Origin of the sequence: Bacteroides sp. (genome assembly GCF_030151085.1) — a bacterium.
In the GTDB taxonomy this organism is placed as follows: domain Bacteria; phylum Bacteroidota; class Bacteroidia; order Bacteroidales; family Bacteroidaceae; genus Bacteroides.
Window position 1 is genome coordinate 319,122 of the sequence record NZ_JASLER010000056.1, and the last position, 24,581, is coordinate 343,702.

Below are 24,581 nucleotides of genomic sequence, written 5' to 3' on the forward strand. Positions count from 1 at the left end.
ATAATCTTTTTATATTAAACTAATTAGATGGTGTAAAAATAACACTTTATCAGGTATTATACAATAAAAGTGTATATGTTGTGTAACATATACACTTATTTATCACCTTAGATTAATGTTAATTCAAAAAACGCACCATCTCACAAGATGCAAGCAAGAAAGCACCTACACCAAAGTTCGAGGTAGAATTGGCATCAACAACTTGACCGGGAATCGCTTTTTCACCGATGGGCTGCACATAACCGATGCGTCCGTTGGGTTGCAAGGCTACGGTAGTCAGATAGTCCCATGCTTTCAGAGCAACCGGTTGGTAAGTTGCCTTATCCAATAATCCATTATTCATTCCCCACAGCAGACCGTAAGTAAAGAAAGCGGTACCACTGGTTTCAGGCCCCGGAGCATGTTCAGGATCAAGCATACTGCGGGTCCAGTAACCTTCGGGTTGTTGGCAGGCAGCTACTGCTTTGGCTAATGTTTGAAAACGTTCTATGTATTCCTGCCGGTGCGGATCTGTTTCGGGCAGGTCTTTCAATACCCGCGCTAATGCAGCAAGTACCCAACCATCACCACGTGCCCAAAAATCTTTCTTACCATTCACGCTCTTGTGTTTGGGATAGACATATTTGGCATCACGATAGTACAAACCAGCCTCGGCATCATACATAATGCCGTTGGCATACGTCCAATATTCGTGCATCTTTTCCAGATAAAGCGGATTATCAGTCAATTTATACAGCTTCGTCATTACCGGCATAGCCATGTAAAGGCCGTCTGACCACCACCAATAATCATTCTTATCTGTACTCATCTGATATTCCATAACTTCACGGGCACGGGCTATCTTCTGAGAATCGGGCTTCACGTTATATAAATCAGCATAAACCTGGAAGCATACCTGATAATCACCAAAAAGAACATAGTCATCGCTTTCGCCATAGCTATACTTCCATTCCGATTTATTGTCACTCTTGGCACCTTTCCATTCATTGTGTTCGGCCCATGCTTCGGAATAGTCATAATAATCGGAATTACCGGTCAGGAAGAACGCTTCCATATTACCGGTATGATAGGCAGCGTTATCCCAAAAGGCACGTTCGTGTTCAGGGTGTGTCTGTTGCCAATAATTATTCACCTTACTTATTATGCCGATAACATCTTCTATTTTCGGTTTTTGGGCTGTGCATGAGACGAAGTTCACACAAAGCATCAGAATAAAGTATTTTAATTTCATTTCTTTATTGATTAAAGCTTCATTTAATTACTTCTAATACATATACCGGTTGAGGTTCAAACTCTACCGTTCGTTCACCGTCACCTTGCTTGGTATGTTGCACAAATAGTTGCAAGCTTCTTCTCTGTTTCCAAAGTTCGGTATCGTGCGAAGGCTCCCAAGCATCTACCGGGAAATCAGTCAAATCGGTAGTAGTCCATTGGGCATTCGCTACATCCTTTGTATATGCCAAAGACACCTTGCTGCCCCGTTCTTCATCCCGAAAGACATAATATATTTCTCCATTATCCACTACAATGCGAGGACGGGACACCGGTATCATCTTCGTTCCTCCTCCCTTTAGGGAGAAAGGATTCTTACGCTCGGACACCTGGCGGCTATGCCACTTACTCCCATCATTCCAAACAATACGGTATTGAGGAACGTCACTATCCGCATCGCGCCAATAAGAAGCAATATACGGATTACCCTTTGCATCGGCACTCATGCTGGTCTGATTTATCAATTCTGAATTCTGTGGAATAGTACATGCATACTCTGCATTAGCAAGACAGATGGGCAATACATACTTCTCTCCGTTCGATTTATACCAAGTGATTCCATTATCGAACGAGCGGGCATAGCATAAATCATGGTTAGTTTCAACCAACCATGTTTCACGCCAAACCCAAGATAAATGTATCGTACCTTGTTCATCTACATACAGTTGCCAATAAGCATTACGTTTATTCTCACCATCAATCAATACATCTTGCACACGCATCCATTTTTTATCTTTTACAGAATAACGGTTCATTACCAAGTTACCCCGACCTGAAGCGCCCGAGCGATATACAAATAGCAAATCTCCTCCTGTCAATGGATAAAACTCCGGATAAGTCACGTCTTCTTCACCTTCTCCTATCATCGCTTCTTTTTCTCCCAACTCCAAAGAGTGCGGAGCAATACTCCGGCAATAATTCAGTTTATTGCCATGATGATCGAAAGCAACGTGAATATAACCTGCTCCATCCAGCATCATGCTGATAATATTATGGGCATCTTTTACATTTCCTTTATATTGTGTGCGATGCAAAGTCCATTGTTCTGCATTCAAATTCCGTTTTCCAAGAACAAGAAAACTATCTGTATCATAATAGCTGATGTATTGTTCGTCTCCTTGTGTCACCAATGAGTTATTACGAAAAACGGTAGTATTGACAGAGGTTTGACTATACCCCTTCCCTACCTCAACTAAATGGGACTTAGGAGAAAAAGAGGTGATATTTTGGGCATACAGTGCTACACTACAAACTACCATACACCCAACGAACAAACCTAAGCGTTTTGCAGATTCTTTCATTCCGTATTCTTTATTTATTCATAGAAAGCATGATCTTTAGGAAAGTCTTCACCGTCCCAAGCCTTTTTAGAAGTCCATGCTTGATGAGCATCCGTCCAGAATGGATGGTCGGCAGGTAATCCTAACGGTAAAAACGCCAATGATGCCATGTAAAGGCTACCATTATTAGTATACCAATCGGATATTTTAGGTTGTGAGCCATTAAAGCCTAAGGTAAGAAAGCCTTTTTCATTGAAGTTCCGATTATCACCAAACATTCGTTTAATTACGGCGGTCATAGCTGCACGTACTTGTCCGTTAGGCAATTCTTTCGGTAACCATTCACGCCAAGCCAGCATGGCTAGAGGTTGAAGCGTACCCGTACGATAAGTAATGGAGCGTCCAAATACAGGGAATGCTCCTTCCGGAGATATAAAACGTTCAAGTATCATTCCGAAGCGTTGCATACGCTTCATTGCTTTGGCAAAATCACCACCACTTACATTCCATATTTTATTCTTGCCACCATTTGTCATGACTTCGAGGCATTCTACATACATCGGATGCAAAACAAAACTATTGTAGTAATCAAAGGCAAAGCCAGGGCCATCACTATACCATCCGTCACCCACATACCATTCATCTACTTTACGTAGTGCAGAGGTAATCCGATAATTATCAGCCTGAGCACCTGCTTTTCTCAAAAAGCATTCAACTGTAGATGAAAAAAGCAACCAATTGGTATAAGGAGGGTCTACACGACGCAGTTGGGTAAATTCGGTTATAAACCGTTGTTTTGTCACACTATCTAATGGTAACCAAAGAGCGTCATATCCCCGCAAGAAACTTTCGGCAACATAAGCAGCGTCTACCAATGGCTGACCTTCATTACGCCATAACAGATAATCCTTACTCTCCGGATCAACAGCTTGTGCATAACTCTTCAAAGCCCATTCACGCAACTGCTTCCGTTGTTTTCCTTCCAATGAATCATCATCGGGTAACGATAGCCAAGGAGCCAGACCGGACATCAATCGTCCGAAACATTCCATATAAGTCACTCGTTTGTCACGTCCGTCCCACGTAGGGCTTAGTTCTACCAGCATATTCTCCTGTAACTTTCCTTCACTCATACTGCTAAGTACCGGAGCAGCCATCTGATAAAGTACTCCTGCCCACAACTCACGGTCGGATACTTCTTTTTCAATCTTTTTTTTGGCTGATACCGCTTGAATGGGTATCAACATGGCTACTATTAAAAGCAGCCCTATATAACTTTTTGTTTTCATGATATTCTTTAGTTTTTCATTGTTGCAAATATATCCCGTTTTCGAATAGGACAACGGATACAAATGTCTCAAAAAGGAGTAATTATCTGTCATTATTCTGTTCCAGATACGGTATTCCTTTTTCATCAAACTGGATAGGAAGCCAGAGATACCCCGAATACATCAGGCTTTTAGGCTTCCAAATATCGCCCATAAAGAGAAATTCATCTCCCGGAAGTTCAAGTACATACGTACTTTGGGCATTGAACGTTTTTTCACTCCCTTCTCCCCTACAAGGATTAGGATATTGCTTCCACGGTCCCCAAATGGAAGAAGCTGAAAATAAACGTGCTGCATTAGGATCCCAACCGGTACAACCGGAAGTTATCATCCAATAGGTCTTTCCCTTCTTAAAAATAGCAGGTGCTTCGTTATGACCACCGGGAAAAACACGGATATATCGCCCCGTATGACTTATATAATCGTCCGTTAACTCGGCAATCTGTAAAGTAAGGTTTTCTTCTGACGAATAAATATGATAAGCCTTACCATCATCGTCCACAAATAAAGTCATATCACGAGACATTTGCCCACCTTTCATATCACGTTTCACAAACATCCCCTGCTCCACAGCTTTCCGCCATTCAAGAGTCCACCATTCCTTATATTTATCATCATTCCAAACTGCATTCCGCTCTTTTTCAGACATATTTTGCGGATATTTTCCCGGATTGACACGCCCCGACTTCAATAAGCGGTAAGGGCCTTCGATCTTGTCACTGATCGCAACCGCCGCACGTGCCGGCCCGTAACCTTTCCCTTTCAATTCCAAATGAAACCACATTACAAACTTACCAGTCTTCTTATTGTATGTCACCTTGGGACGCTCCATGATACAACCGCGCTCTATATCCGAACCTTCTTCTTCGGAAACAGCCAAAGCCACACTTTCATATTTCCAATTCTTCAAATCGGACGATGAATAGCAGGTCACACCAACTTGGGTGGAGAAACCTTTGTCGGGACGATGCTCGCCAAACCAATAATACTTATCATTGTATGAGAGAATGCCACCACCATGGGCATTGATGTAATTTCCATCTACGTCCGTCCAGTTATTCTTGAGATAACGATATCTCTCACAAGCAGCCAGCAAGAATGCACCCACACCAAAATTAGCAGTAGAGTTAGAACTTAGAACCTGATCAGGAATAGCACTTCCTCCTATAGGTTGAACATATCCTACTCTACCATCAGCTTGCAAAGCAATAGTCGTAAGATATTTCCAAGCTTTATCCACAACCGGTTGATAAACTGCCCAGTCAAGTAACCCATTATTGATTCCCCATTGCAAGCCATAGGTAAAAAAAGCTGTACCACTTGTTTCAGGGCCGGGAGCAAAATTATGTTCAAGCAAGCTACGTGTCCAGTAACCATCAGGATGCTGGCACTGAGCCAATGCTTTAGCCATGGCACAATAGCGATCTGTATATAGTTCGCAGTGTTTGTCTTTGCCGGGCAAGTCTTGCAACACCTTGGCAAAAGCAGCAAAAACCCATCCATCACCACGTGCCCAAAAGTCTTTTTTGCCTCCCAGGATATTATGCTGGGGATATACAAAGCTTCCATCCCGATAATACAAACCGACCTCTGCATCGTACATCACACTATCAGCATACGAAAAATACTCGTTCAACTTATCCAGATAAAGTGAATCTCCAGTTATCTTATATAGCTTAGTCATCACAGGCATCACCATATACAATCCGTCAGCCCACCACCAATATTTATTATTATCCGTACTCATCTGATACTCCATTACTTCACGTGCACGTGCTATTTTATAGTCAGCCGGAGCTAGATTGTACAAATCAGCATAAGTTTGGAAGCAGCATTGCCAGTCTCCAAAGAGTACATACTGAGGGGTTTCACCATACTTATATTTCCACTCAGCCTTATTATCAGAGGTAGCACCTTTCCATTGATTATATTCCGCCCAATCAATAGAATACTTCAAATAGTTCTTATCCCCTGTCAAAGTATAAGCTTCCATATTACCTGTATGATAGGCTGCATTATCCCAAAAAGAACGTACTTGCGGCGAATTATTTTCCTGCCAGTAACGGTTTACTTTATGAATAATACCTATAATATCTTCTGCTGATTCGGTATTTTGGCTGGAAAGTCCCAATGTCGTTCCCAAAGCAAAAAGCAGAACGAAAAACAATTTCAAATTTTTCATACGCAAATAATTTGTGTATTTTACTAAAGAAAAGTATTTCCTTGAATATCTTATACCAAGATAAAGCAAAACAGTTTTTCCATAACTTACTAAGTTTCAAAATACAAAGAACCCACCCTTCTTATCTAAAGAGTGGGTTCAAATTATATCTACCTATTGAGAAATGAAAGACTTAATCACAAATTCCCTATTCAGTCTTATTTTCATCAGCAACAGCATCTTCCCAGTTATCCCACACTGAAATGTTAGCATCATAGCCGTCGTAACCGTAGTTCTGAGCTAACTGAGCTTTATTATTCGCAGTAATAGCATCATTAGGTATCGGCCAGTAAACATTGCGCTTATCCAAGGTGAAATACAAAGTATTCGGACCAGACGTAATGCCATTAGGATTTTGGTTGTATGGAGCATAGTGCGTCAAACGTTGATACCAATAGCTACCGCCTGTTGCGTCAGTGCCCGACTGCATATCCCAGTTGTCTTTACTATATGTATTTCCCCACTCATCAACTTTACCACTCAGTGCAAGACAATAAGAGATACGCTTTAATTCCATAGCACGCCACTCCTCAAGATACAGTTCGCGAGCACGTTCGGTAGCGATATCACCGATAGTCACAGAAGTATAAAGTTGTGAACATTTAGCACGCATACGTACTTCGTTTACATCCGATGTAGCATCCTTTCCTTGATAATACTTGGCTTCGGCACGTAGCAAATAGGTTTCTGCCAGACGATAGAGGTACCAGTTTGCATTACTTCCAGTAGTCGCACCATTAAACTGATTGGCACCTTGGTTAGCCTCCGCTGTCGCATCATCCAAGAAGATTTTATAGTGTGGATAGTCGAACCAGTCACGAATTTGGTTTGTACAAAGAACTTTACCCTCATCATCATAGAGTTGGAAATTCTTGCCATAGTACTCTGATTCCGGATTGTTGTACTTCATATCTTCCATCCGTACCCAGTTACCCACCTCATGGTTGTGTCGCAGGTCTTCTGTATCTTCTACACCATTCACTACCCACATGCCGTGCTGCTGAAAGTCAGTGGCACCACTGACGGTAGCAATACCGCGACCAAAAGCGCGTACAAGGTCAAGACTCTTGTCATAGTTGCTGTTATTACGTGCATAGTTCATTGCACCGGATTTTCCGTCAGGAGCTTTCAGATAAGAATTATCATTCCACATAGGACCAAAGATACGCATTGTCAAAAAGTCAGTGTGAGAATCTACCGTATTATTAGGCATTCCCATAATCAGCTCCTTATTTGCAGTAATCAGTTTATTTTCCGGACGATGTAAATCCCAAATCACATTATCCGTGATTTTCCAGGTTTCCGGTTCTCCACCATCATTGAAAGTTCCAAAAGTTGATTGCATCAATGAGTAACCCGACTGATTGATCAAGATGTCTGCTTGTGCTTCCGCTTCTGCAAAGCGACCGGTTGCCAAGTAGCACTTAATGAGCAACTGACGACATGCCCCTTTATTCACCATACCAATATATTTCGTTTTTGCTTGTTCCGGTACCCATTCTACAGCCTTCTCCATGTCTTGAGTAATCATCTCCAAAATAGCTTCTTTCTTGGTAGATTTATAGTTACGCTTCGGGCCATCCAGAATCTTTGTTACCAAAGGAACATCTCCAAACTGAAATACAAGAGCCAAATAACGATAAGCACGATGGAAGTAAGCACGACCTTTATATTCTTGCTTTACACCTTCATCCATCCCTTCTACAGCATCAATATAACTCAATATTGTGTTGGCATATTTGATACCGGAGTAATGTTGATCCCAGAAATATTTAATCTGGTTATCATCTCCATTGGCTATACCACTTGTAGGAGTCAATCGCGTAGCCCATGTACCATAAGCTCCACCTACATTATCCGTTTTGCCATAAATAGCAACATCCGAAAACAAATATTCGGTTCCGATAGGTACACGGATATTGTTGGCTTCGTAATTGGTCCAGTATAAGCGCAGGTGACGGTCACACATAGCTAATACAGATTGCAGACCGGATTCGGTTGCAAACGTCGTTTCCGGTTCATAGAACGACAGTGGGTCAGGTTTCAAGAAATCATCTGTACAAGCCGACAATAGTGCAGCTCCTGTAAGAATCAAGATACCCTTAGAGAGTTTATTTTTGATATAACTTTTCATTGTTTCAAGTTTTTAGAAGGTTAAGTTTAATCCGAAAGTATAGGTACGTGTAGCCAAACCACCGGTTTCAGGATCAGCATATTCCCAATCAGCAGCCCAAGTTGCTACATTACGTACGGTAGCATACAGTTTCACACGATCAATCTGCCACATCTTGGTTAACTTTTGTGGCAACGTATAAGCTAGTGAAATATTATCCAGACGGATGAAGTTGCGGTTATACAGACGCTTTGGACTACCTGCACCATCGGGACCTTGTGCCTCAAGACGTGCATAAGTATTACTTGGATTATCTGGTGTCCAATATTCTTTCTTGAAGGTATTGAATCCGTAAGTCATCAATGAGCCACCATTGTCGCCATTCAGATAGTAGCCTTCAAGACTCTTGTGTCCCATATAAGAATAAAGATTGAAAGAGAAATCAATATTCTTCAGGATAGTAAATTCATTACGCAATGACCAACGAATAGGAGCATTCGTAGTCCCCAAGAACTGCTTATCTTTATCGTTATACACCGGTGTACGGCTACCATCAGCATTAATCTTGTCATCGGCTGTATAATAGTTTTCAACTTTGGGATCACCAGGCTTTTGACCTACTTTAGCTGCCTCTTCGACTTCATTTGTTTGCCAAATGCCTGTAACTTTATAGTTCCAGATTTCGCCAATAGGTTTACCTACAAACCAATTATTACTTGTATCATCTTGTTCCTTGCGACCGATAACATTACCGTTTTCGTCCAAAACATCTTCATATTCATTATAGAGGTGTTTAATCTGATTTTTATTATAAGCAAAACCAAAAGTTGTACGCCACTCAAAATTCCGATTAATGATATTAACTGTATTCAAAGAGAATTCAAAACCATTGTTCTGTACTTCACCCAAGTTGGTTGTTACTTCACCGAATCCACAGAAACCAGGCAGGCGTTGACTCATAATCATATCCTTGGTGCTCATGAAGTAAGTCTCCAAACTACCGTTGATACGGTCATTTAAGAAGCCAAAATCAAGTCCGAAGTTCCAGGAAGAAGTTTTTTCCCATCGTAAGTTGGCGTTAGCCAAACGATCTACGCTAAGGTATTTCATATCAACATAATCCGAACCAGTGTAATAGCCCATCGTTCCTCCCGTACCGGAAGCCAAGTTTGCCAAAGCCAGATAAGGGTTTGCCAATTGGCGGTTACCATTCTTACCCCAAGATATACGTAATTTACCGGTACTCATCGGCTCCCACTTGAAGAACTTCTCGTTAACAAATGACCATGCCACAGAAAGAGACGGGAAGGTAGCCCATGGATTATTGGCACCGAAAGCACAATAACCATCGCGACGTACAGTACCAGTAAACATATACCGATCATCGTAAGAATAGAACAAACGTCCCAGATAAGCGGCAGCCGTTTCATGTGTATCATTTGTATTAAAGCTGCTGTTATCCTTTGTTCCATTCTGAGTATTATGGAAACCCAATGCATCTGAAGGCAAGATATTACGAGCTTCAATTTTATCACTCCAGTAACGACGTTCTTCAGCTTCCTGCGCCAATGTCAACATTACGTGGTGTTTTTCAGCAAAAGTCTGATCCCAAGTAATGGTATTATTCAGTGAGTAATCAAAGCGTTTACGGCTTTCACGGTCTACACCACGGCTTGTAGGGCTACTATCCGGTAATTCGGCCGACATAAAATAGTAGTTATGAAAAAACTCATAGCGTGGAGCAATGTTAAAGTCATACGTAATATTAAACGGTAACTTTACCTTAGCATTAAATATAGTATTCAATACCGTGTAACCTTTATCCAAATCAAGATATTGGCGATCGAACTCATAGTTGTAACCTCGCTTTACAATAGTACCCATTGGATACTGCGACAGGCTACCATCTTCTTCACGGTAATTGGAATACGGGCTGTTGCGAAGCATATTTGCATCCCAGTAGTTAGTACCTAAACTAACGGTAATATCACCATCTGTACGATCCTGGAAGTTCACATTAGCACCAATTTCCAACCAGTTAGTCACTTTTCCCGAAACTTTCAAATTGGCACGCATCGCACTATAGTCATTACCCTTCACAGCACCTTCATTCTTCTGGTAACCGAAAGACATATAATAGCTCATACGATCGCTGGCACCGGATACACTGGCATTATAATCTTGATTGATACCGGTACGGAAAGTTTGGTCATACCAATCGTGTGTATTTCCTGATAAGTAGTTGCGCAACACAGCATCTTCCAATCCTAAACGCTTGGCGTAAACGCTAAGAGCTGATTCTCCTGATTCATTTTTGCTATAAGCCATCCATTGATCCTGTGTTATTCCATAACCGCTCAAATTGTCCGGACGATCGTAATAGCCAGGACTTGTCTTACCAGTCTGGTAAGCTTCATACTTACCTGTTGTAGGATTCACTCCATACGTAGATACTTTATACCAATCTTCACGATACTGCATGTATTCAGAAGCATTGAATACATCGCGGTAAGCACTCTTCGTATTGATACCGAGTGTTGCACTGACATTGATAGTCGGCTTACCCATCTTACCCTTCTTTGTAGTTACTACAATAACGCCATTGGCACCTTTAGCACCATAAATAGCAGAAGCAGAAGCATCCTTCAATACATCTATCTGACCAATATCTTCGGGATTGATTTCAGAAAGTTCACCATAGAACTGCATACCGTCAAGGATAATCAGCGGTGTGTTGTGCGTATCATTTGCAGGATTATCTTTATCGGTCACATAAACAGAGCGCTGTCCACGCACCATCATAGTGCCACCACCCTTGGCATCAGCATTGTAACCGATATTCAAACCTGGAGTACCACGCAATACATCTTGTATGGTTTTTGGGGCTTCATTAGCAAGTTTGTCAGGACGGATTTGAACGACAGAACCTGTCAAGTCTTTCTTGCGCATGGTACCATAACCTACTACCACCACTTCTTCAAGCATTTCACTGTCTTCTTTCAAATTGACATTAAATGACGTTTTTCCATTTACAGGAATCTCCTGCGCTTTGTAACCAATAAAACTAACGATAATTGCACCGTTTGAAGGCACCTTGAGAGAGAAATTACCATCCATATCGGTAATTGTTCCATTGCCGGTGTTACCTTTTTCCACAATACTAGCACCGATAACCGGTCCCATTGCATCGTTCACCACACCTCTTACATTGATAGTAGTTTTCTGAGCGTTCACGAACTGAACATTCAGGATAAGAGCCATGCAGATAGCTAAGGTATAAAGTACCCGACTCATCCCTGCCCTTGCAGAAATCTTCTGTTTTTCCATCATATAAATTTAAGATAATTAATAAATCACAAAATAACACTCATTGCGAAACAAGATGTGCATGCGTTATCTCTGTTCGCACCGCAAACATAAAACAATGAATTATAGTAACCTGAATCTAAGGTTTCAAACATGTAGAAAATTAGTGCATGAAACATTCATCCACATTGTTTGAATGATTTTTCTACATATTACACACAAATGTGCCACCCAATAGACTTACTTGTTACTATAGGGTGGCACAATTATAATCTTGTTAATCATTTAAGATAATCCGATATACTCTTTTCTAACTGCTGATGAAGGTAGATGACAACTTTGAAGCAAATGGGACTTTGGAACCAGAGATTATTATCCTTCCACAGTTCCCCCTTCTGTAGTAAACCGCTCCATATACTCCGAAGGCAGCATACCAAACTCTTTCTTAAAACTGCTGCTGAAATATCGTGCATCATTATATCCAACTGCGTAAGCCAAATCAGAGATGCGAAGATTCTTCTTTTCTTCCATAATGCGACAGGCAGCTTTCATGCGGATGTTACGGATGAACGACACATACGTCAAACCGGTAAGCGATTTCAGTTTACGGAAACAGGTAGACTTCGTGGTGTGCATCTCTTCGAGGAAGCGGGTTTGATCATAGTCGGCATCATCCAAATGACGGTTGATACATTCTATAGCATGCTGCAAAAATTCTTCATCAAGAGTTGTATAATTCAAATCTTTTGCTTCGAAGACCAGTTGCTTCTTAAAGTCCTTCATTATACGCAGGCGGCTACGTAGCAAATTACTGATACGTGCATGTAGCACACTCAGATTGAAAGGCTTGCTGATAAAGCCGTCGGCACCCGATTCATAAGCCTCAACCCTATCTTCTTCTTTATTCTTGGCAGTGAGGAGGATAATGGGAATATGACTGGTATCTATATTATTTTTGATATATTGGCAGAGCTCGATGCCGTCCATCTCGGGCATCATTACATCGGAGACTATCAAATCGATTTCTTCCTGCTCTATTACTTCCAGTGCTTCTTTCCCATTGGTTGCCGTATATATTTCGTATTCTGTGCCCAAGAGCTTCACCATCAATTGCAGCAAGTCCTCGTTATCTTCTACTATTAATAAAGTATGTTGGCTTTCGGTTATTATATTTTCGCCTTCCACATCTTCAAATTCACTAATAACAGTATCATCTCTCTCGGCAGTCTCAACAAAAGAAGTTGGAAGATTTGATTCTTCGGTAGTAGTTCCTCCTACTTCTATTTCTTCGGCTTCGTAAGATGATGCCAGAATAGGAAAGGTGACGATAAAGGTCGTTCCCTGCCCTTCTTCACTTTCTACTGTAATAGTTCCGTGATGTAGCAGTACCAGATCGCGCACCAATGATAAACCAATGCCTGTACCTATTGTCTTGAATTTCCGGTAATCACCTTCATAGAAACGTTTAAACAGATTCTTCTGAGCTTCCTGTGAAATACCGGGACCATTATCCTTTATCACCAGTCGGGCAAAGCCTTCTATTTCTCCGGATAATTCTACACCGACCATTCCCCCCGGACGATTGTATTTCGAAGCATTGGACAACAAGTTATACAATATTTTATCCACTTTATCGGGATCGAAATATGCCATGAATGGGTGTAGAGAGCAAGACAGACTGAACTGCATATCCCTCTTCTTCATCAATGGGCGGAAACTTTCGATACTTCGTTGTACAAACTGACTCAAATCACTTTCTGATACCCTTAGCTTCAGATTACCTGTTTCTGCTTTGCGGAATTCAAGTATTTGTTGCAACAGTCGTATCAATCGGTTAATATTATTAGCCATTACCTTATACTGATCCTTATAACCCGGAGCCATCTGTTTCATTTCGTCTACTGAGGCCGAAAGAATGGTCAACGGAGTAAGTAATTCGTGAGTAATATTAGTAAAGAACTGTAATTTGGCATGATTCACTTCTTCCACTTTCGCTTTCTCCATCTCTTGCAGATGCAGGGCATTACGTAGGCGGATGCGATTACGCACCAAGCAATAAGCGTAATAGGCAACCGCCAGAAAGCAAACTATATAAATAGTATAAGCCCACCAAGTTCGCCAAGGTGGAGGCAATATCACGACTTGCAGTTTACGAGTTTCATCATTCCAGATTCCGTTGGAATTGGAAGCTTTCAGATAGAAGGTATAAGTACCCGGCTTCAAGTTGTTATAATAAGCAAAACGTTTGGCAGCATCAGCATACTGCCAGTCAGCATCAAATCCTTCCAGCTTATAAGCATAGCGGTTACGCTCCGGGTTGGCGTACTCTAATGCCGAGAACTCAATACTGAAGTTATTATGGCGATAGTCTAGTCTGACTTCATCAGTGAAACCGGGAGACAACAAGGAAACTTCTTCACGCTCACCACCCTGAAGTTTATCCCACGACTGATTGAATATCTTTATATCAGTAATAACTGCCGGAGTAGAGAAATCCTGATCCTTCTGTTTTGCCGGATAGAAGCTATTATAGCCTCTATGTCCCCCAAACAGTAATTCACCATCGAGTGTTGCTGTAGAAGAACCACGAACAAAAATATTATCCTGCAATCCATCGGCTGTAGTATATAAACGGAAACTGATATGTTCAAAATCAAGTGGAACAGAAAGTTTCACCAATCCGACATTGGTACCCAACCAAAGGTTACCGTTCATATCCCCCAAAATACTGTTAACAACATCGCCTGGTAAATTCCAGGTAGCATGCACTGACAGAAATGTATCATTTACTTCATCATACAAGTTCAGCCCATTACTTCCCGTACCTACCCAAATTCGTCCATCAATATCTTTATAGACACAGTTGGCATAATTTCCATTCAATTTACCGTTAGAAGATGAATAGCTTGAAAGTTTATATCCACTCAATTTGCTGCCATGACCTTGAATGCGGATAATCCCGTGCGTATTGGAAGCCACCCACATTTCACCTTTATTCCCTTCTGCAATCTGCATGGCAACCACATCCTTCATTATGACATTGTCTACTACTTGTAAGGAGTCGAATCTCAAAGCTGTGCCATCAGCCAAGCGCATCGAAATCCCGGCTCGCGTAGCAAACCAAAGATCCCGGCGAGAATCTTCGAAGATATGATAGACACACGAATTAGTGAGCCAGGGAGTATTCTCTGCATTATATAATCTCACTCGTTGTCCAACTGGAGCTTTTTTATTGTACTCATATACACCTCCGTTATACACACCCAACCAAATGTGATGCGTTGTAGGCGACTGGAGAATAGACATTACAGAAGAAACTCCTTTATAAGAAGCAAACTCCGGCATTTGAGTAAAGTGGGTGAACTTGCCTGTTTTCCGGTCTTTTACACCAAAACCGTAAGTACTTATACCCAACCATAGCAATCCTTCATCGTCCACCATCATACTACGGACTGAGTTTGTTTTCAAACTTTGCTTCGCATCTGTCAAAGGGTCCAGATAAAAATCAGGTTTACGTGTATTCACCATATTAACTCCACCGCCAATCATGCCTATCCAAAGAATACCCTGACGATCACGCATCAATGATGCTACTTCACTACTGGTAATGGAACGGTCAGTTTCATCGGAATAATAGTTATTGAAAGAAGAGGCAGAGGTATAATTCTGATTCAAGGGAAGCACACTAAGCCCACTACGCGTACCTACCCATAAAGTATGATTGTTTATATCTTCAAAGATGGCATAAATCAAATTGTCCGAGATACTGGCTGTATGGTTCTCATCGTGTGTAAAGGTAGTCCAGCTGACTTTCGAAGGTTCGTATGCATTATGCAATAATTGCAATCCTGCTCCCCAGGTACCTATCCATATATTCTTATTACTATCCTGAAAAATAACGTGTGCAGAGTTACCTGAATTCATTTGAGGATATTTGATGAATTTACCAGTGCTATACTCATATCGGTATAGTCCTTTATCCCATGTACCAATCCAAATATCGCCACGATCATCCTCAAACAATGACTTAATAGTAGTGTAAGGTAAGATGTTATTCGTATTTTCCAATTCATAAAGCAAGCAACTGTCACGGTCTGCAAGATACTCATATAATCCACGCTCCGTTCCTAGCCAAATACGATTGTCTCTTGTTACGGCAATGGCAGATACACCATTACCTACCATTTCTGGTTTATCGAGTTTACGAATTACTCCAGTACGCTTATCGAGCACATTTAACCCACTATAAGTACCAATCCATAGGTGATGGTCAGCATCTTCGGCAGTACAAAAGATATTATTATTAGTGAGTAAGTCCGGGCGGTAAAGATTAGATTTATAAGAAGTAATAGAATAACCGTCGTATTGAAAAAGTCCGTTGCGGGTAGATATCCATATATAGCCATCCCGATCTTGATAAATGGACTGCACATCTTTACTTGGCAGATTGTTCAGAGCTGGCAAAGTCTTGAACGTACCCGACAAAGATTGTGGTAAAACGGTAGCCTGACATACCATAGAGATTAGGATTCCAAAGAAAGCGATCCAGATTTTCTGTTTCATAGTGCAGCTGTTTAGCTAAAAGATGTGTATTAGATGATGGCAAATATACGTAAAAGTTCTGAAATCAGTTTCTTTCTACTATCAAAAGCTTACTTTTGCAGTCTATATACATAATTACTTATGGCAGGCATCTACATCCATATTCCTTTCTGTAAGACACGTTGCATTTATTGCGACTTCTACTCTACCACGCGTAGCGAACTGAAACAGCGTTACATCAATGCTTTGTGCCAGGAATTGCTATCGCGTAAAGACTATCTGAAAGGCGAACCCATAGAAACCATCTACTTTGGTGGCGGCACTCCTTCTCAACTTGCTGAAGAGGACTTTCGGCAAGTATTTGAAACCATTCAAGAGGTCTATGGAATGGACACCGCTAAAGAAATCACTCTCGAAGCCAATCCGGATGATTTAACGGAAGAGTATGTAAATATGCTGCACACCCTGCCTTTCAACCGTATCAGCATGGGTATTCAGACTTTTGATGATTCTACTTTAAAGTTGTTGAATCGCCGGCACAACGCCAAGCAAGCCATAGAAGCAGTAAAACGTTGCCGTCGAACGGGTTTTCAGAATATCAGTATCGACCTTATTTACGGCCTTCCGAGTGAAACAGACGAGCGTTGGCAGCGCGACCTCAATCAAGCCGTCAGCCTCGACATAGAGCATATCTCTGCTTATCATCTGACCTACGAGAAAGGAACCCGCATCTATGAAATGTTACAAGCCCATCACATTCGTGAGGTAGATGAAGACAGTAGTGTCCGCTTCTTCTCCACTCTGATAGATACTTTTAGTGCCGCCGGTTACGAACATTACGAAATATCCAACTTCTGCAAGCCCGGCATGTACTCCCGCCACAATACCTCTTACTGGAAAGGTATTCCCTATCTAGGTTGCGGACCTTCGGCGCACTCTTTCGACACAATGACAAGAGAATGGAATGTGTCTTCACTGGAAGAATATATAACCTCCATCGAAACAGGAAATCGTTCCTACGAAATAGAAGAGTTGCATCTAAACACCCGCTATAACGAGTATATCATGACCTCATTGCGTACCGTATGGGGTGTTTCTACCGAACATATAAAACAAAACTTCGGCGTTAAACTCTGGCAGTACTTTCAAAAGATGACTACGCCACACCTTCACAATGGCAGATTAGTAATACAAAACGACCATTTTTGCCTCACCCGCAAAGGTGTTTTCGTTTCTGACGACATTATGAGCGACCTGATGTTTATTGAAGAATAAATTCTATCTTTGCCCACAATCAGAGAATAGTAACATGACCGAACAAGAAGTCAGACGATATTTACGTCAAATGAAAGAGGAAGACTCTGAACGAGCTTTTCATGATTTCTACAACCTATGTTATGACCGTTTATTCCGTATTTCATATTATTATGTAAAAAATGAAGATTGGGCACAAGAAATTGTACTCGATGTTTTTATGCGTCTGTGGGAACAACGCACTAAATTACCGGAAATTAATAATATAGAAGATTATTGCTTTATCCTGACCAAAAATGCGTCACTCAACTATCTGGAAAAAGAGAGCAGACATACCACACAACCTTCCGAACAACTTCCCGAACCTCCTGATCAGGCTAACTCTCCGGAAGAAGTCCTTATTAGCGAAGAACTTTTTGCACGCTATGTTAAAGCTCTCGACCGTCTGCCCGAACGTTGTCGTGAAGTATTCATCCGCATACGTGAAGAAAAACAAAGTTATGCACAAGTAGCGGACGAGTTAGAAATCAGCGTAAAAACCGTAGATGCCCAACTACAAAAAGCGATTACCCGACTGAAAGAAATACTTCTCACGGACTAAATTTACATTGCTCATCACTTTGGACATTGTATGAGGTCCAATTTATCTTTAACATTATTTTGCAACATAAGCGTAGGGAGTTTCTCAAATGTTCCTGTCTTTACCTATGAAAACTAAACGAACTAGACTTATGAAAATGATTTGTAAACAAGGAGGAAGCTTATTGCTTTTCCTGCTCTGCCTGAGTGCATGTAGTAACAGTAACGACAAATATCCGGATGGATACGTAGGTTTCGACAAAATCGAAGAAAACTATGCTCTGGATAAAAAGGTAGATGAACAGGATATCAGTATTAAGATTATCGCTGCCGATAAGAAAGATGTGGATAGAGAAGTGAGTCTCACAGGTAAATGGAATCCTGAAGAAAAACCAGTATTCAAACTTCTGGATACAAAAGTGGTAATTCCGGCAAAAAAGAAGTCAGCCACTGTCCGCATCCGTGTTTATCCAAAGATGATAAAGAATTCCAGTGAAATATATCTGATCTGTTCACCTAACGATAAAGAGGTAAAACAATCCCGGCTAACACTAAGGTTAGTGGCTAAATAAAAAAAGATGAAAGTTAACAACGAGGATATTGACAAGGTACTAAATAAGCTGATTGCGTCTACCCGCTCGCCACGCGGACGCTACTTGGCAGAAAACAGTTGGAAACAATTGGAAGCACACATGCATAGACACCGTAGCCTGCGTAGATTCTGGTTGCGTGCCGCCAGTGCTGCCGCTGTAGTCGTGTTGTGCGTAGCAAGTTGGGCAGCCTATTATGCCATATTTCCTACAGCACCCAAACCTGCACCGGCACCTGCCGATACCCATATCGTAGCACCACTTGTGCACCACGATACTTTGGTATTCCGTCAACAACCGCTTCAGGAAATTGTCCGTCAACTTTCCGAAAGATTCCATACGAAGATTAGCATTGAAGACGAAAGTCTGAAGAACTATCGCATGACCGCTACCTTCCAGGATGGTGAAGAGCTGACTCAAATCCTCGATCTGCTGAAAAATGCAGCAGGTAACTTTACTTATACTAAAACAAACGAAACTATTACCATTACTAAGCTTAACTAAACTACTATGTACTATTCTACAAGCTGTTCACACCACCACATCAGAGTCACACTTCTGATGTGTGTGGTTCTTTTAACCAATTCGCTTTATGCGCAAAATAAAGAAGCACGCCTAAACCTGAATTTCCGTAATGCAACCCTGGAAAGCTTTGTCAAGCAACTGGAAAATGCCACCGGCTTCTCTTTTATCTATGGAGAAGAAGTGAAATTATCCCGCCGCATCACCTTTGAGGCTAAGAAGCAGACAATTTATGAAATACTGCGACGAGCCTTCGAGAATGAACCCATCCGATTTGAGATTTCCGGAAAGCATATTCTACTTTACAAGCGGCTTACGCCGAAGAAATCCGCAAGCCGAAAATTCACGATCAGCGGATACGTGACAGACGGGGCGTCTTCCGAGACGCTGATTGGTGCCAATATCCTTGAGAGTCGTCGTTCCACAGGTACTGCCACCAATCCTTTCGGTTTCTATACGCTTACTTTGCCCGAAGGAAATGCCGAACTAACCTTCTCTTATCTCGGTTACGAAACTCTTCACAAACTGTTCGAACTGGACAGAGATACTTTACTCAATATCCGTCTGAATAGTAATAATCAGCTGGAAGAAGTGGTGGTGCTTTCCGATAAACGGGAAGCAGGCATAGAGAGTACCACCATGGGAGCCAATGAAATTCCAATAGCACAAATTAAGAATACCCCCTCCATTCTTGGTGAAGCTGATTTGCTTAAAACCATCCAGTTGATGCCTGGTGTGCAAGCAGGCATGGAAGGCTTTTCCGGCATGTACGTACGTGGCGGAGGACCCGACCAAAACCTTGTGTTACTGGATGGAATCCCTATTTACAATGCCGATCACTTGTTGGGGGTGTTCTCCATCTTCACACCCGAAGCAGTGAAGAACGTAACATTGTTTAAAAGCAGCTTTCCCGCCCGCTACGGCGGGCGTCTTTCGTCTATAGTGGATGTACGGACCAATGATGGAGACATGAAAAAGTATCACGGCGCAATCAGCATAGGCCTGCTAACGGACAAGCTGCATATAGAAGGTCCTATCATAAAAGGGAAAACATCTTTCAGCCTCAGCGCACGGGCTATGCCTACTGCTTTCTTCAAGAATCTCATCGTAGACAAGGATGATGATTCGCCTAATGTACATTACGCTGACAAATACAACTACTACTTCTATGATATGAACGCCAAGTTGAATCACAAATTCAACGATCGCAGCCGTCTTTTCCTCGGCTTCTACCGGGGCAAAGATCATTATCACATGGACACACGAGATGACTATCCCGATAATTCCGGATATAAAGAAGTGCGATACTATGACAGCAAAAGTCACCTGAATTGGGGAAATATGATTGGCTATGCTCGCTGGAACTATGTATTCAATAATCAACTCTTCGGCAATACAACCGTCTCCTACAACAGTTACCAAATGACACTGACAGGTAGCATGGACGATGTGACACACAGGAACAACGTATTGCAGGACCGCAACCACTACGCCTCGAAATTCTATTCGGGTATTCGTGACTGGAGTGCCCGGATGGACTTCGATTACACACCTGTGCCGGAACACCATATAAAGTTTGGAGGAGAATTCATTTATCATACATTCAGTCCTGGCGTGTCTACGTCGAAGATGCAGGAAGTAGAAAATGGCATAGCACAGACCGATACCCTCTACAACACCAGTACCAGCCGCGATATGAATGGACAGGAGCTCTCTGTATACGCCGAAGACAATTTTGTTCTCAGCGACCGTCTTAGTCTGAATGCCGGAGTAAGATTCTCAATGTTTCACACACAGGATAAGAGCTACTTTTCAGCCCAGCCACGTCTGTCAGCTCGCTATGACCTGGGACGTGGATTTTCGGCAAAAGCCTCTTATACTTGCATGAGCCAGTATGTACATCTACTTTCATCTACTCCTCTTTCCATGCCTACTGACCTTTGGGTACCCATTACGAAAAATATACGCCCGATGTACGCCAATCAATACTCCGTAGGCAGCTACTATACAGGATTACCTGGTTGGGAATTCTCCGTAGAAGGCTATTACAAGCAAATGCGGCACATACTGGAGTACCAAGATGGTGTATCTTTCTTCGGAACCTCCACCAATTGGGAAGAGAAGGTAGAAACCGGCCAGGGACGTTCATACGGTTTAGAGATAATGATGCAAAAAAATATAGGACGTACTACCGGCTGGCTAGCATATACGCTATCGAGAACCGAACATCGTTTTGCGGATGGGAGCATCAATCAAGGACGCTGGTTTCCTTATAAATACGATCGCCGTCACAGCATCAGTCTTTGCCTGAACCATAAGTTCAGCGAACGCATAGACGTAGGCGCCTCTTGGATTTTCAATACCGGGGGCTGCATCACCGTACCCGAACGGACTACCATCATCATCCGCCCCGATGGCAGCACAGAATCAGGAGCTTATATTTCACAACGAAACAACTACCGCTTACCCGCCAGCCATCGCTTGAACATCGGTATCAATTTCAACAAAAAAACAAAGCATGGCATTCGGACCTGGAATATCAGCGTATACAACGCCTACAACGCAATGAATCCGAATATCGTGTACAGCAAATGGCAAACAACGAGCAACTACCTGAATGGCTATTACAATAACTACTACAATGGGAAACCGGGAGACATTCCACAAATAAGTGAAGAAGGCAAAAGCGTTGTCAAGAAACTGACAATATTACCTTGCATACCGTCCGTGACATATACTTACAGGTTCTAAAGATACAGATAAAGTTTATACAAGATATGAAAACAAGAAAAGCAAAATTACACCTTATTATATATATGTATGCAGTAGCCGCTCTGCTACTAACGAGCTGCGAGAATGAGATTCCCTATAACTCCGGGAACCGGAAGCCACTAATCGTGATGAACGCACTGCTTGATGCGGGAGAGACAGAAAACTTTGTATATCTCCATCTAAGCGAAGGCAACAGCATCGGACGAGTAAACCGAGCCACACTTTCTCTCTACGTAAACGGGCAGCTAACGGAAGAACCTCAACCGATGACTCCTCAAGAAATCTACGAAGGCCTGAGCGAAGAAAGCTACGGTAAAGACATATATGAACAAATAATTAAAAATATCAAATTCAAAAAGTTTCGCTTACGTACACAGTTCCAGCCTGGTGACCACATCCGTCTGGAAGCTACAGCCGAAGATGGGGAATATAAGGTCAGCTCCGAAGTTGTCGTTCCCAAACCGGTACTAAATATACAGGTAGATACATGCATTACAAAGATTTTCCAATGGAATAGCATGAGAAGCTACCGTAGAATACTGGTTACCCTGAACGATCTTCCAAATGAGAAAAATTGCTATCGCCTAGATATACAGAATAACTATCATGTAAATGCCAGATACCCCCTTCCTTCATTGAACGAAGATGGAAGCCAAAAAACCGATGAAGACGGCTCGTTCCTTTATTGGTACAAAGACACTGTCTTCAACTATACAGATCGTGAACTGATAAACCGTGAAGACATTATCCTGACAGATGGTCACATCTCTCACTCCGATCAAGATGAAGACAATGAAATGTTTCCTAGCATCAGCAACAAGTACAACATCTTCACAGACAATCAATTCACCAATTCTTCCGCTACGCTAAAAGTGTATACCGCACTCAGTCTGGACTACTTAAGCGGATACGATAGTGTACATTCAACCCTCCTATCCCTGACTGTACGTCTGCTTAGTATCAGCAAAGAAGAGTATCTCTACTTGAAGGGACTTAACTGCATGGACGATGACGATTACGATACCACACTCATGGAACCTGTCAGTCTCCCATCCAACGTCGAAGGTGGATTAGGCTTTGTAGGAATTTCAGCCCAAGCAAAAGTAAATATGGAGTTTCCGGAAAAGTCACGTTGGGATTAACGAGAACCATTCTACTATATCTTTTTGTCTGCAAAACATCATTTAACCTATCAGAATGAACAATTTTAAACCTACTAAATATTACATTCGTATTACATAAATGGAATAAAACAGTCATTTTCACACCTAAAAATTGATCTAAATCAAGAAATGAGAGTAGATAATACACTTTCTATATTATTTATTTTTGTGTTATAAAACATATTTCTATATTTGCATAGGTAAAAAGAAAAGCTAAATGCTTTGATAGTTTTCAATAGGTATTAGCTTATATATTAGATTAGTTTTTAGGAATAACAAATTAAAAAAGTAGGTATTATGAAAAGATTAGGATTAACTTTAGTGGCAGCATTGTGTCTGACCGCTACGACATTCGCAGCAGGGAACCAACCTACAACTGCAAAATGGGAAGGTAACATCAACGTAACTAAGTTGAGTCAATATTTGAAATTAAATGCTGGTCAGCATGAAGAAGTCGCTAACATTTGCGAATACTTCGATCAGCAGATGGAACGCGCTACAAAGTCAAGAAAAGACCAAGAGAAACTTCTTCGCAATGCAGTTTACGGAAATTTAAAGTTGATGAAGCAGACTTTGAGCGAAAAGCAGTACGCTGATTATGCCAGAGTATTGAATGCTACCTTGCAGAACAAAGGTATCGAAGTGAAATAAATTTCACTTCTGATTAAATGCGAAATTCGTATTTCACTAATTGATAAAAAGGGCACTGAATCTATATTCAATGCCCTTCTTTTATGTCAACACCGCCAGTTATACGATGCCAACTCTCTAACCAGTTTTTATATTAGTCCCTCTACTTTCACAAGCAAAATCGGTCTTGTAATTCTTTTTTATATTTTCTTGAAACAAGCAATTCCGTAACTTTATCAAAAGGTGGATATAAGATGCATTTGTTATCTTTAATAAGCATCAAATAGTCAATATTGATAATATAGGATTGATGTATCTGCACAAAACTAGGTGAATACTGGGTTATTTGCTCGGCAGTCATTCCACGACGCAATACCAATGGTGGTTGGTTATTCAATATCACTTCCCATTGCTTACGATCGGAACAATAACGGAAAAAACCTATTTCAGCCGGACGTAAAGCACGCATGTCATTCGTTGGTGTAAATACGATAAAAGTCTGTCCTGTGTGCAAAGGCAATCCAACCGATAACGGTACACGTTGCGCTGCTTCCACTTGTTTCACAAAACGTGCAAGAATATCTTTCAGGTCTTGTTCCTCAAAAGGTTTCAGCATATAATCGAACGCAGCCTCACGAATAGCTTGTACCATGTATTTGTCGTATGCCGTATAGAAGACTACCCGCATACTCCATGATATACTATCACGTATATCCTGCAGCATCTCCATGCCCGTAGTATCCGGCATTTCAACATCCAGAAACAATAAATCAGGCTGTACTTTAGCTATAAGTTTCTTTCCCTGCTTACCATTCCGAGCAGTCCCTTCCAATGAGAAGCGAGCATCTTTATTTAATTCGAAGCTCAGATTCTCAAGAGCCACTTCATCATCATCAACTATGACAACCTTGTACTTATCCATGTCATTTTATGTTTTCTTTGCGAATATAGGGATTATCTTCTTTCTATACAAAACAGGTATAGCCTATTTATGTACCATTTGTACCAT

At 41.5% G+C, this 24,581-nt stretch carries 15 protein-coding genes; 7 read left to right on the top strand and 8 right to left on the bottom strand.

Annotated elements, in window-relative coordinates; translation table 11 throughout:
* Positions 1 to 118: 118 nt before the first annotated feature.
* From Q1W14_RS11930 to Q1W14_RS11965, 7 genes are all read right to left on the bottom strand, one after another.
* Positions 119 to 1,207: a glycoside hydrolase family 88 protein gene (locus Q1W14_RS11930; RefSeq protein ID WP_300701766.1), complete on the bottom strand. Its 1,089-nt coding sequence runs from the start codon at positions 1,205 to 1,207 to the stop codon at positions 119 to 121.
* A gap of 43 nt (positions 1,208 to 1,250) precedes the next feature.
* A complete protein-coding gene (locus tag Q1W14_RS11935; protein WP_300701767.1) occupies positions 1,251 to 2,531 on the bottom strand; it encodes a BNR repeat-containing protein in 1,281 nt (426 codons plus the stop codon).
* A 56-nt stretch (positions 2,532 to 2,587) separates the two neighbouring features.
* Positions 2,588 to 3,841, bottom strand: a complete 1,254-nt coding sequence (locus Q1W14_RS11940) for a DUF2264 domain-containing protein (protein WP_300701739.1) — start codon at positions 3,839 to 3,841, stop codon at positions 2,588 to 2,590.
* An 82-nt stretch (positions 3,842 to 3,923) separates the two neighbouring features.
* The gene (locus Q1W14_RS22015) at positions 3,924 to 6,062 is read right to left on the bottom strand and encodes a glycoside hydrolase family 88 protein (RefSeq protein ID WP_366945758.1); all 2,139 of its coding nucleotides are present in this window, start codon (positions 6,060 to 6,062) and stop codon (positions 3,924 to 3,926) included.
* 187 nt (positions 6,063 to 6,249) lie between these two features.
* On the bottom strand, positions 6,250 to 8,235 hold the full coding sequence (locus Q1W14_RS11955) for a RagB/SusD family nutrient uptake outer membrane protein (RefSeq protein ID WP_300701740.1): 1,986 nt from the start codon (positions 8,233 to 8,235) through the stop codon (positions 6,250 to 6,252).
* Positions 8,236 to 8,247: 12 nt separating this feature from the next.
* Complete coding sequence (locus Q1W14_RS11960; RefSeq protein WP_300701769.1) at positions 8,248 to 11,541, bottom strand: SusC/RagA family TonB-linked outer membrane protein; 3,294 nt, start codon at positions 11,539 to 11,541, stop codon at positions 8,248 to 8,250.
* A 351-nt stretch (positions 11,542 to 11,892) separates the two neighbouring features.
* Positions 11,893 to 16,083 carry a two-component regulator propeller domain-containing protein gene (locus Q1W14_RS11965; RefSeq protein WP_300701741.1) on the bottom strand — a complete coding sequence of 1,397 codons (4,191 nt, stop codon included), beginning with the start codon at positions 16,081 to 16,083 and terminating at the stop codon, positions 11,893 to 11,895.
* Positions 16,084 to 16,203: 120 nt separating this feature from the next.
* On the opposite strand from Q1W14_RS11965, the gene hemW reads away from it, so the two are divergent.
* The 7 genes from hemW to Q1W14_RS12000 all read left to right on the top strand — a co-directional run bounded on the left by hemW (position 16,204) and on the right by Q1W14_RS12000 (position 23,593).
* A complete protein-coding gene (hemW, locus tag Q1W14_RS11970; protein ID WP_300701742.1) occupies positions 16,204 to 17,337 on the top strand; it encodes a radical SAM family heme chaperone HemW in 1,134 nt (377 codons plus the stop codon).
* A 34-nt stretch (positions 17,338 to 17,371) separates the two neighbouring features.
* Positions 17,372 to 17,917 (top strand): RNA polymerase sigma-70 factor, encoded by a 546-nt coding sequence (locus tag Q1W14_RS11975; protein ID WP_300701743.1) that lies wholly within the window; start codon positions 17,372 to 17,374, stop codon positions 17,915 to 17,917.
* Between the two features lie 130 nt (positions 17,918 to 18,047).
* Positions 18,048 to 18,467: a hypothetical protein gene (locus Q1W14_RS11980; protein ID WP_300701744.1), complete on the top strand. Its 420-nt coding sequence runs from the start codon at positions 18,048 to 18,050 to the stop codon at positions 18,465 to 18,467.
* A gap of 6 nt (positions 18,468 to 18,473) precedes the next feature.
* Positions 18,474 to 18,989: a DUF4974 domain-containing protein gene (locus Q1W14_RS11985; protein WP_300701745.1), complete on the top strand. Its 516-nt coding sequence runs from the start codon at positions 18,474 to 18,476 to the stop codon at positions 18,987 to 18,989.
* A 57-nt stretch (positions 18,990 to 19,046) separates the two neighbouring features.
* A complete protein-coding gene (locus Q1W14_RS11990; protein WP_300701770.1) occupies positions 19,047 to 21,758 on the top strand; it encodes a TonB-dependent receptor in 2,712 nt (903 codons plus the stop codon).
* Positions 21,759 to 21,784: 26 nt separating this feature from the next.
* Positions 21,785 to 22,921 carry a DUF4249 domain-containing protein gene (locus Q1W14_RS11995; protein WP_300701746.1) on the top strand — a complete coding sequence of 379 codons (1,137 nt, stop codon included), beginning with the start codon at positions 21,785 to 21,787 and terminating at the stop codon, positions 22,919 to 22,921.
* A gap of 318 nt (positions 22,922 to 23,239) precedes the next feature.
* Complete coding sequence (locus Q1W14_RS12000; protein WP_300701747.1) at positions 23,240 to 23,593, top strand: hypothetical protein; 354 nt, start codon at positions 23,240 to 23,242, stop codon at positions 23,591 to 23,593.
* A 148-nt stretch (positions 23,594 to 23,741) separates the two neighbouring features.
* Here the strand turns inward: Q1W14_RS12000 and Q1W14_RS12005 are convergent, their stop codons facing one another.
* Complete coding sequence (locus Q1W14_RS12005; RefSeq protein WP_300701748.1) at positions 23,742 to 24,494, bottom strand: LytTR family DNA-binding domain-containing protein; 753 nt, start codon at positions 24,492 to 24,494, stop codon at positions 23,742 to 23,744.
* Positions 24,495 to 24,581: the final 87 nt, after the last annotated feature.

What these genes read in the sequence shown, in the direction of transcription:
- Q1W14_RS11930 (WP_300701766.1), bottom strand. Translation starts at nt 1,207, where the DNA reads ATGCTTTGTGTGAACTTCGTCTCATGCACAGCCCAAAAACCGAAAATA.
- Q1W14_RS11935 (WP_300701767.1), bottom strand. Translation starts at nt 2,531, where the DNA reads ATGGTAGTTTGTAGTGTAGCACTGTATGCCCAAAATATCACCTCTTTT.
- Q1W14_RS11940 (WP_300701739.1), bottom strand. Translation starts at nt 3,841, where the DNA reads ATGAAAACAAAAAGTTATATAGGGCTGCTTTTAATAGTAGCCATGTTG.
- Q1W14_RS22015 (WP_366945758.1), bottom strand. Translation starts at nt 6,062, where the DNA reads ATGAAAAATTTGAAATTGTTTTTCGTTCTGCTTTTTGCTTTGGGAACG.
- Q1W14_RS11955 (WP_300701740.1), bottom strand. Translation starts at nt 8,235, where the DNA reads ATGAAAAGTTATATCAAAAATAAACTCTCTAAGGGTATCTTGATTCTT.
- Q1W14_RS11960 (WP_300701769.1), bottom strand. Translation starts at nt 11,541, where the DNA reads ATGGAAAAACAGAAGATTTCTGCAAGGGCAGGGATGAGTCGGGTACTT.
- Q1W14_RS11965 (WP_300701741.1), bottom strand. Translation starts at nt 16,083, where the DNA reads ATGAAACAGAAAATCTGGATCGCTTTCTTTGGAATCCTAATCTCTATG.
- hemW (WP_300701742.1), top strand. Translation starts at nt 16,204, where the DNA reads ATGGCAGGCATCTACATCCATATTCCTTTCTGTAAGACACGTTGCATT.
- Q1W14_RS11975 (WP_300701743.1), top strand. Translation starts at nt 17,372, where the DNA reads ATGACCGAACAAGAAGTCAGACGATATTTACGTCAAATGAAAGAGGAA.
- Q1W14_RS11980 (WP_300701744.1), top strand. Translation starts at nt 18,048, where the DNA reads ATGAAAATGATTTGTAAACAAGGAGGAAGCTTATTGCTTTTCCTGCTC.
- Q1W14_RS11985 (WP_300701745.1), top strand. Translation starts at nt 18,474, where the DNA reads ATGAAAGTTAACAACGAGGATATTGACAAGGTACTAAATAAGCTGATT.
- Q1W14_RS11990 (WP_300701770.1), top strand. Translation starts at nt 19,047, where the DNA reads ATGTGTGTGGTTCTTTTAACCAATTCGCTTTATGCGCAAAATAAAGAA.
- Q1W14_RS11995 (WP_300701746.1), top strand. Translation starts at nt 21,785, where the DNA reads ATGAAAACAAGAAAAGCAAAATTACACCTTATTATATATATGTATGCA.
- Q1W14_RS12000 (WP_300701747.1), top strand. Translation starts at nt 23,240, where the DNA reads ATGAAAAGATTAGGATTAACTTTAGTGGCAGCATTGTGTCTGACCGCT.
- Q1W14_RS12005 (WP_300701748.1), bottom strand. Translation starts at nt 24,494, where the DNA reads ATGGATAAGTACAAGGTTGTCATAGTTGATGATGATGAAGTGGCTCTT.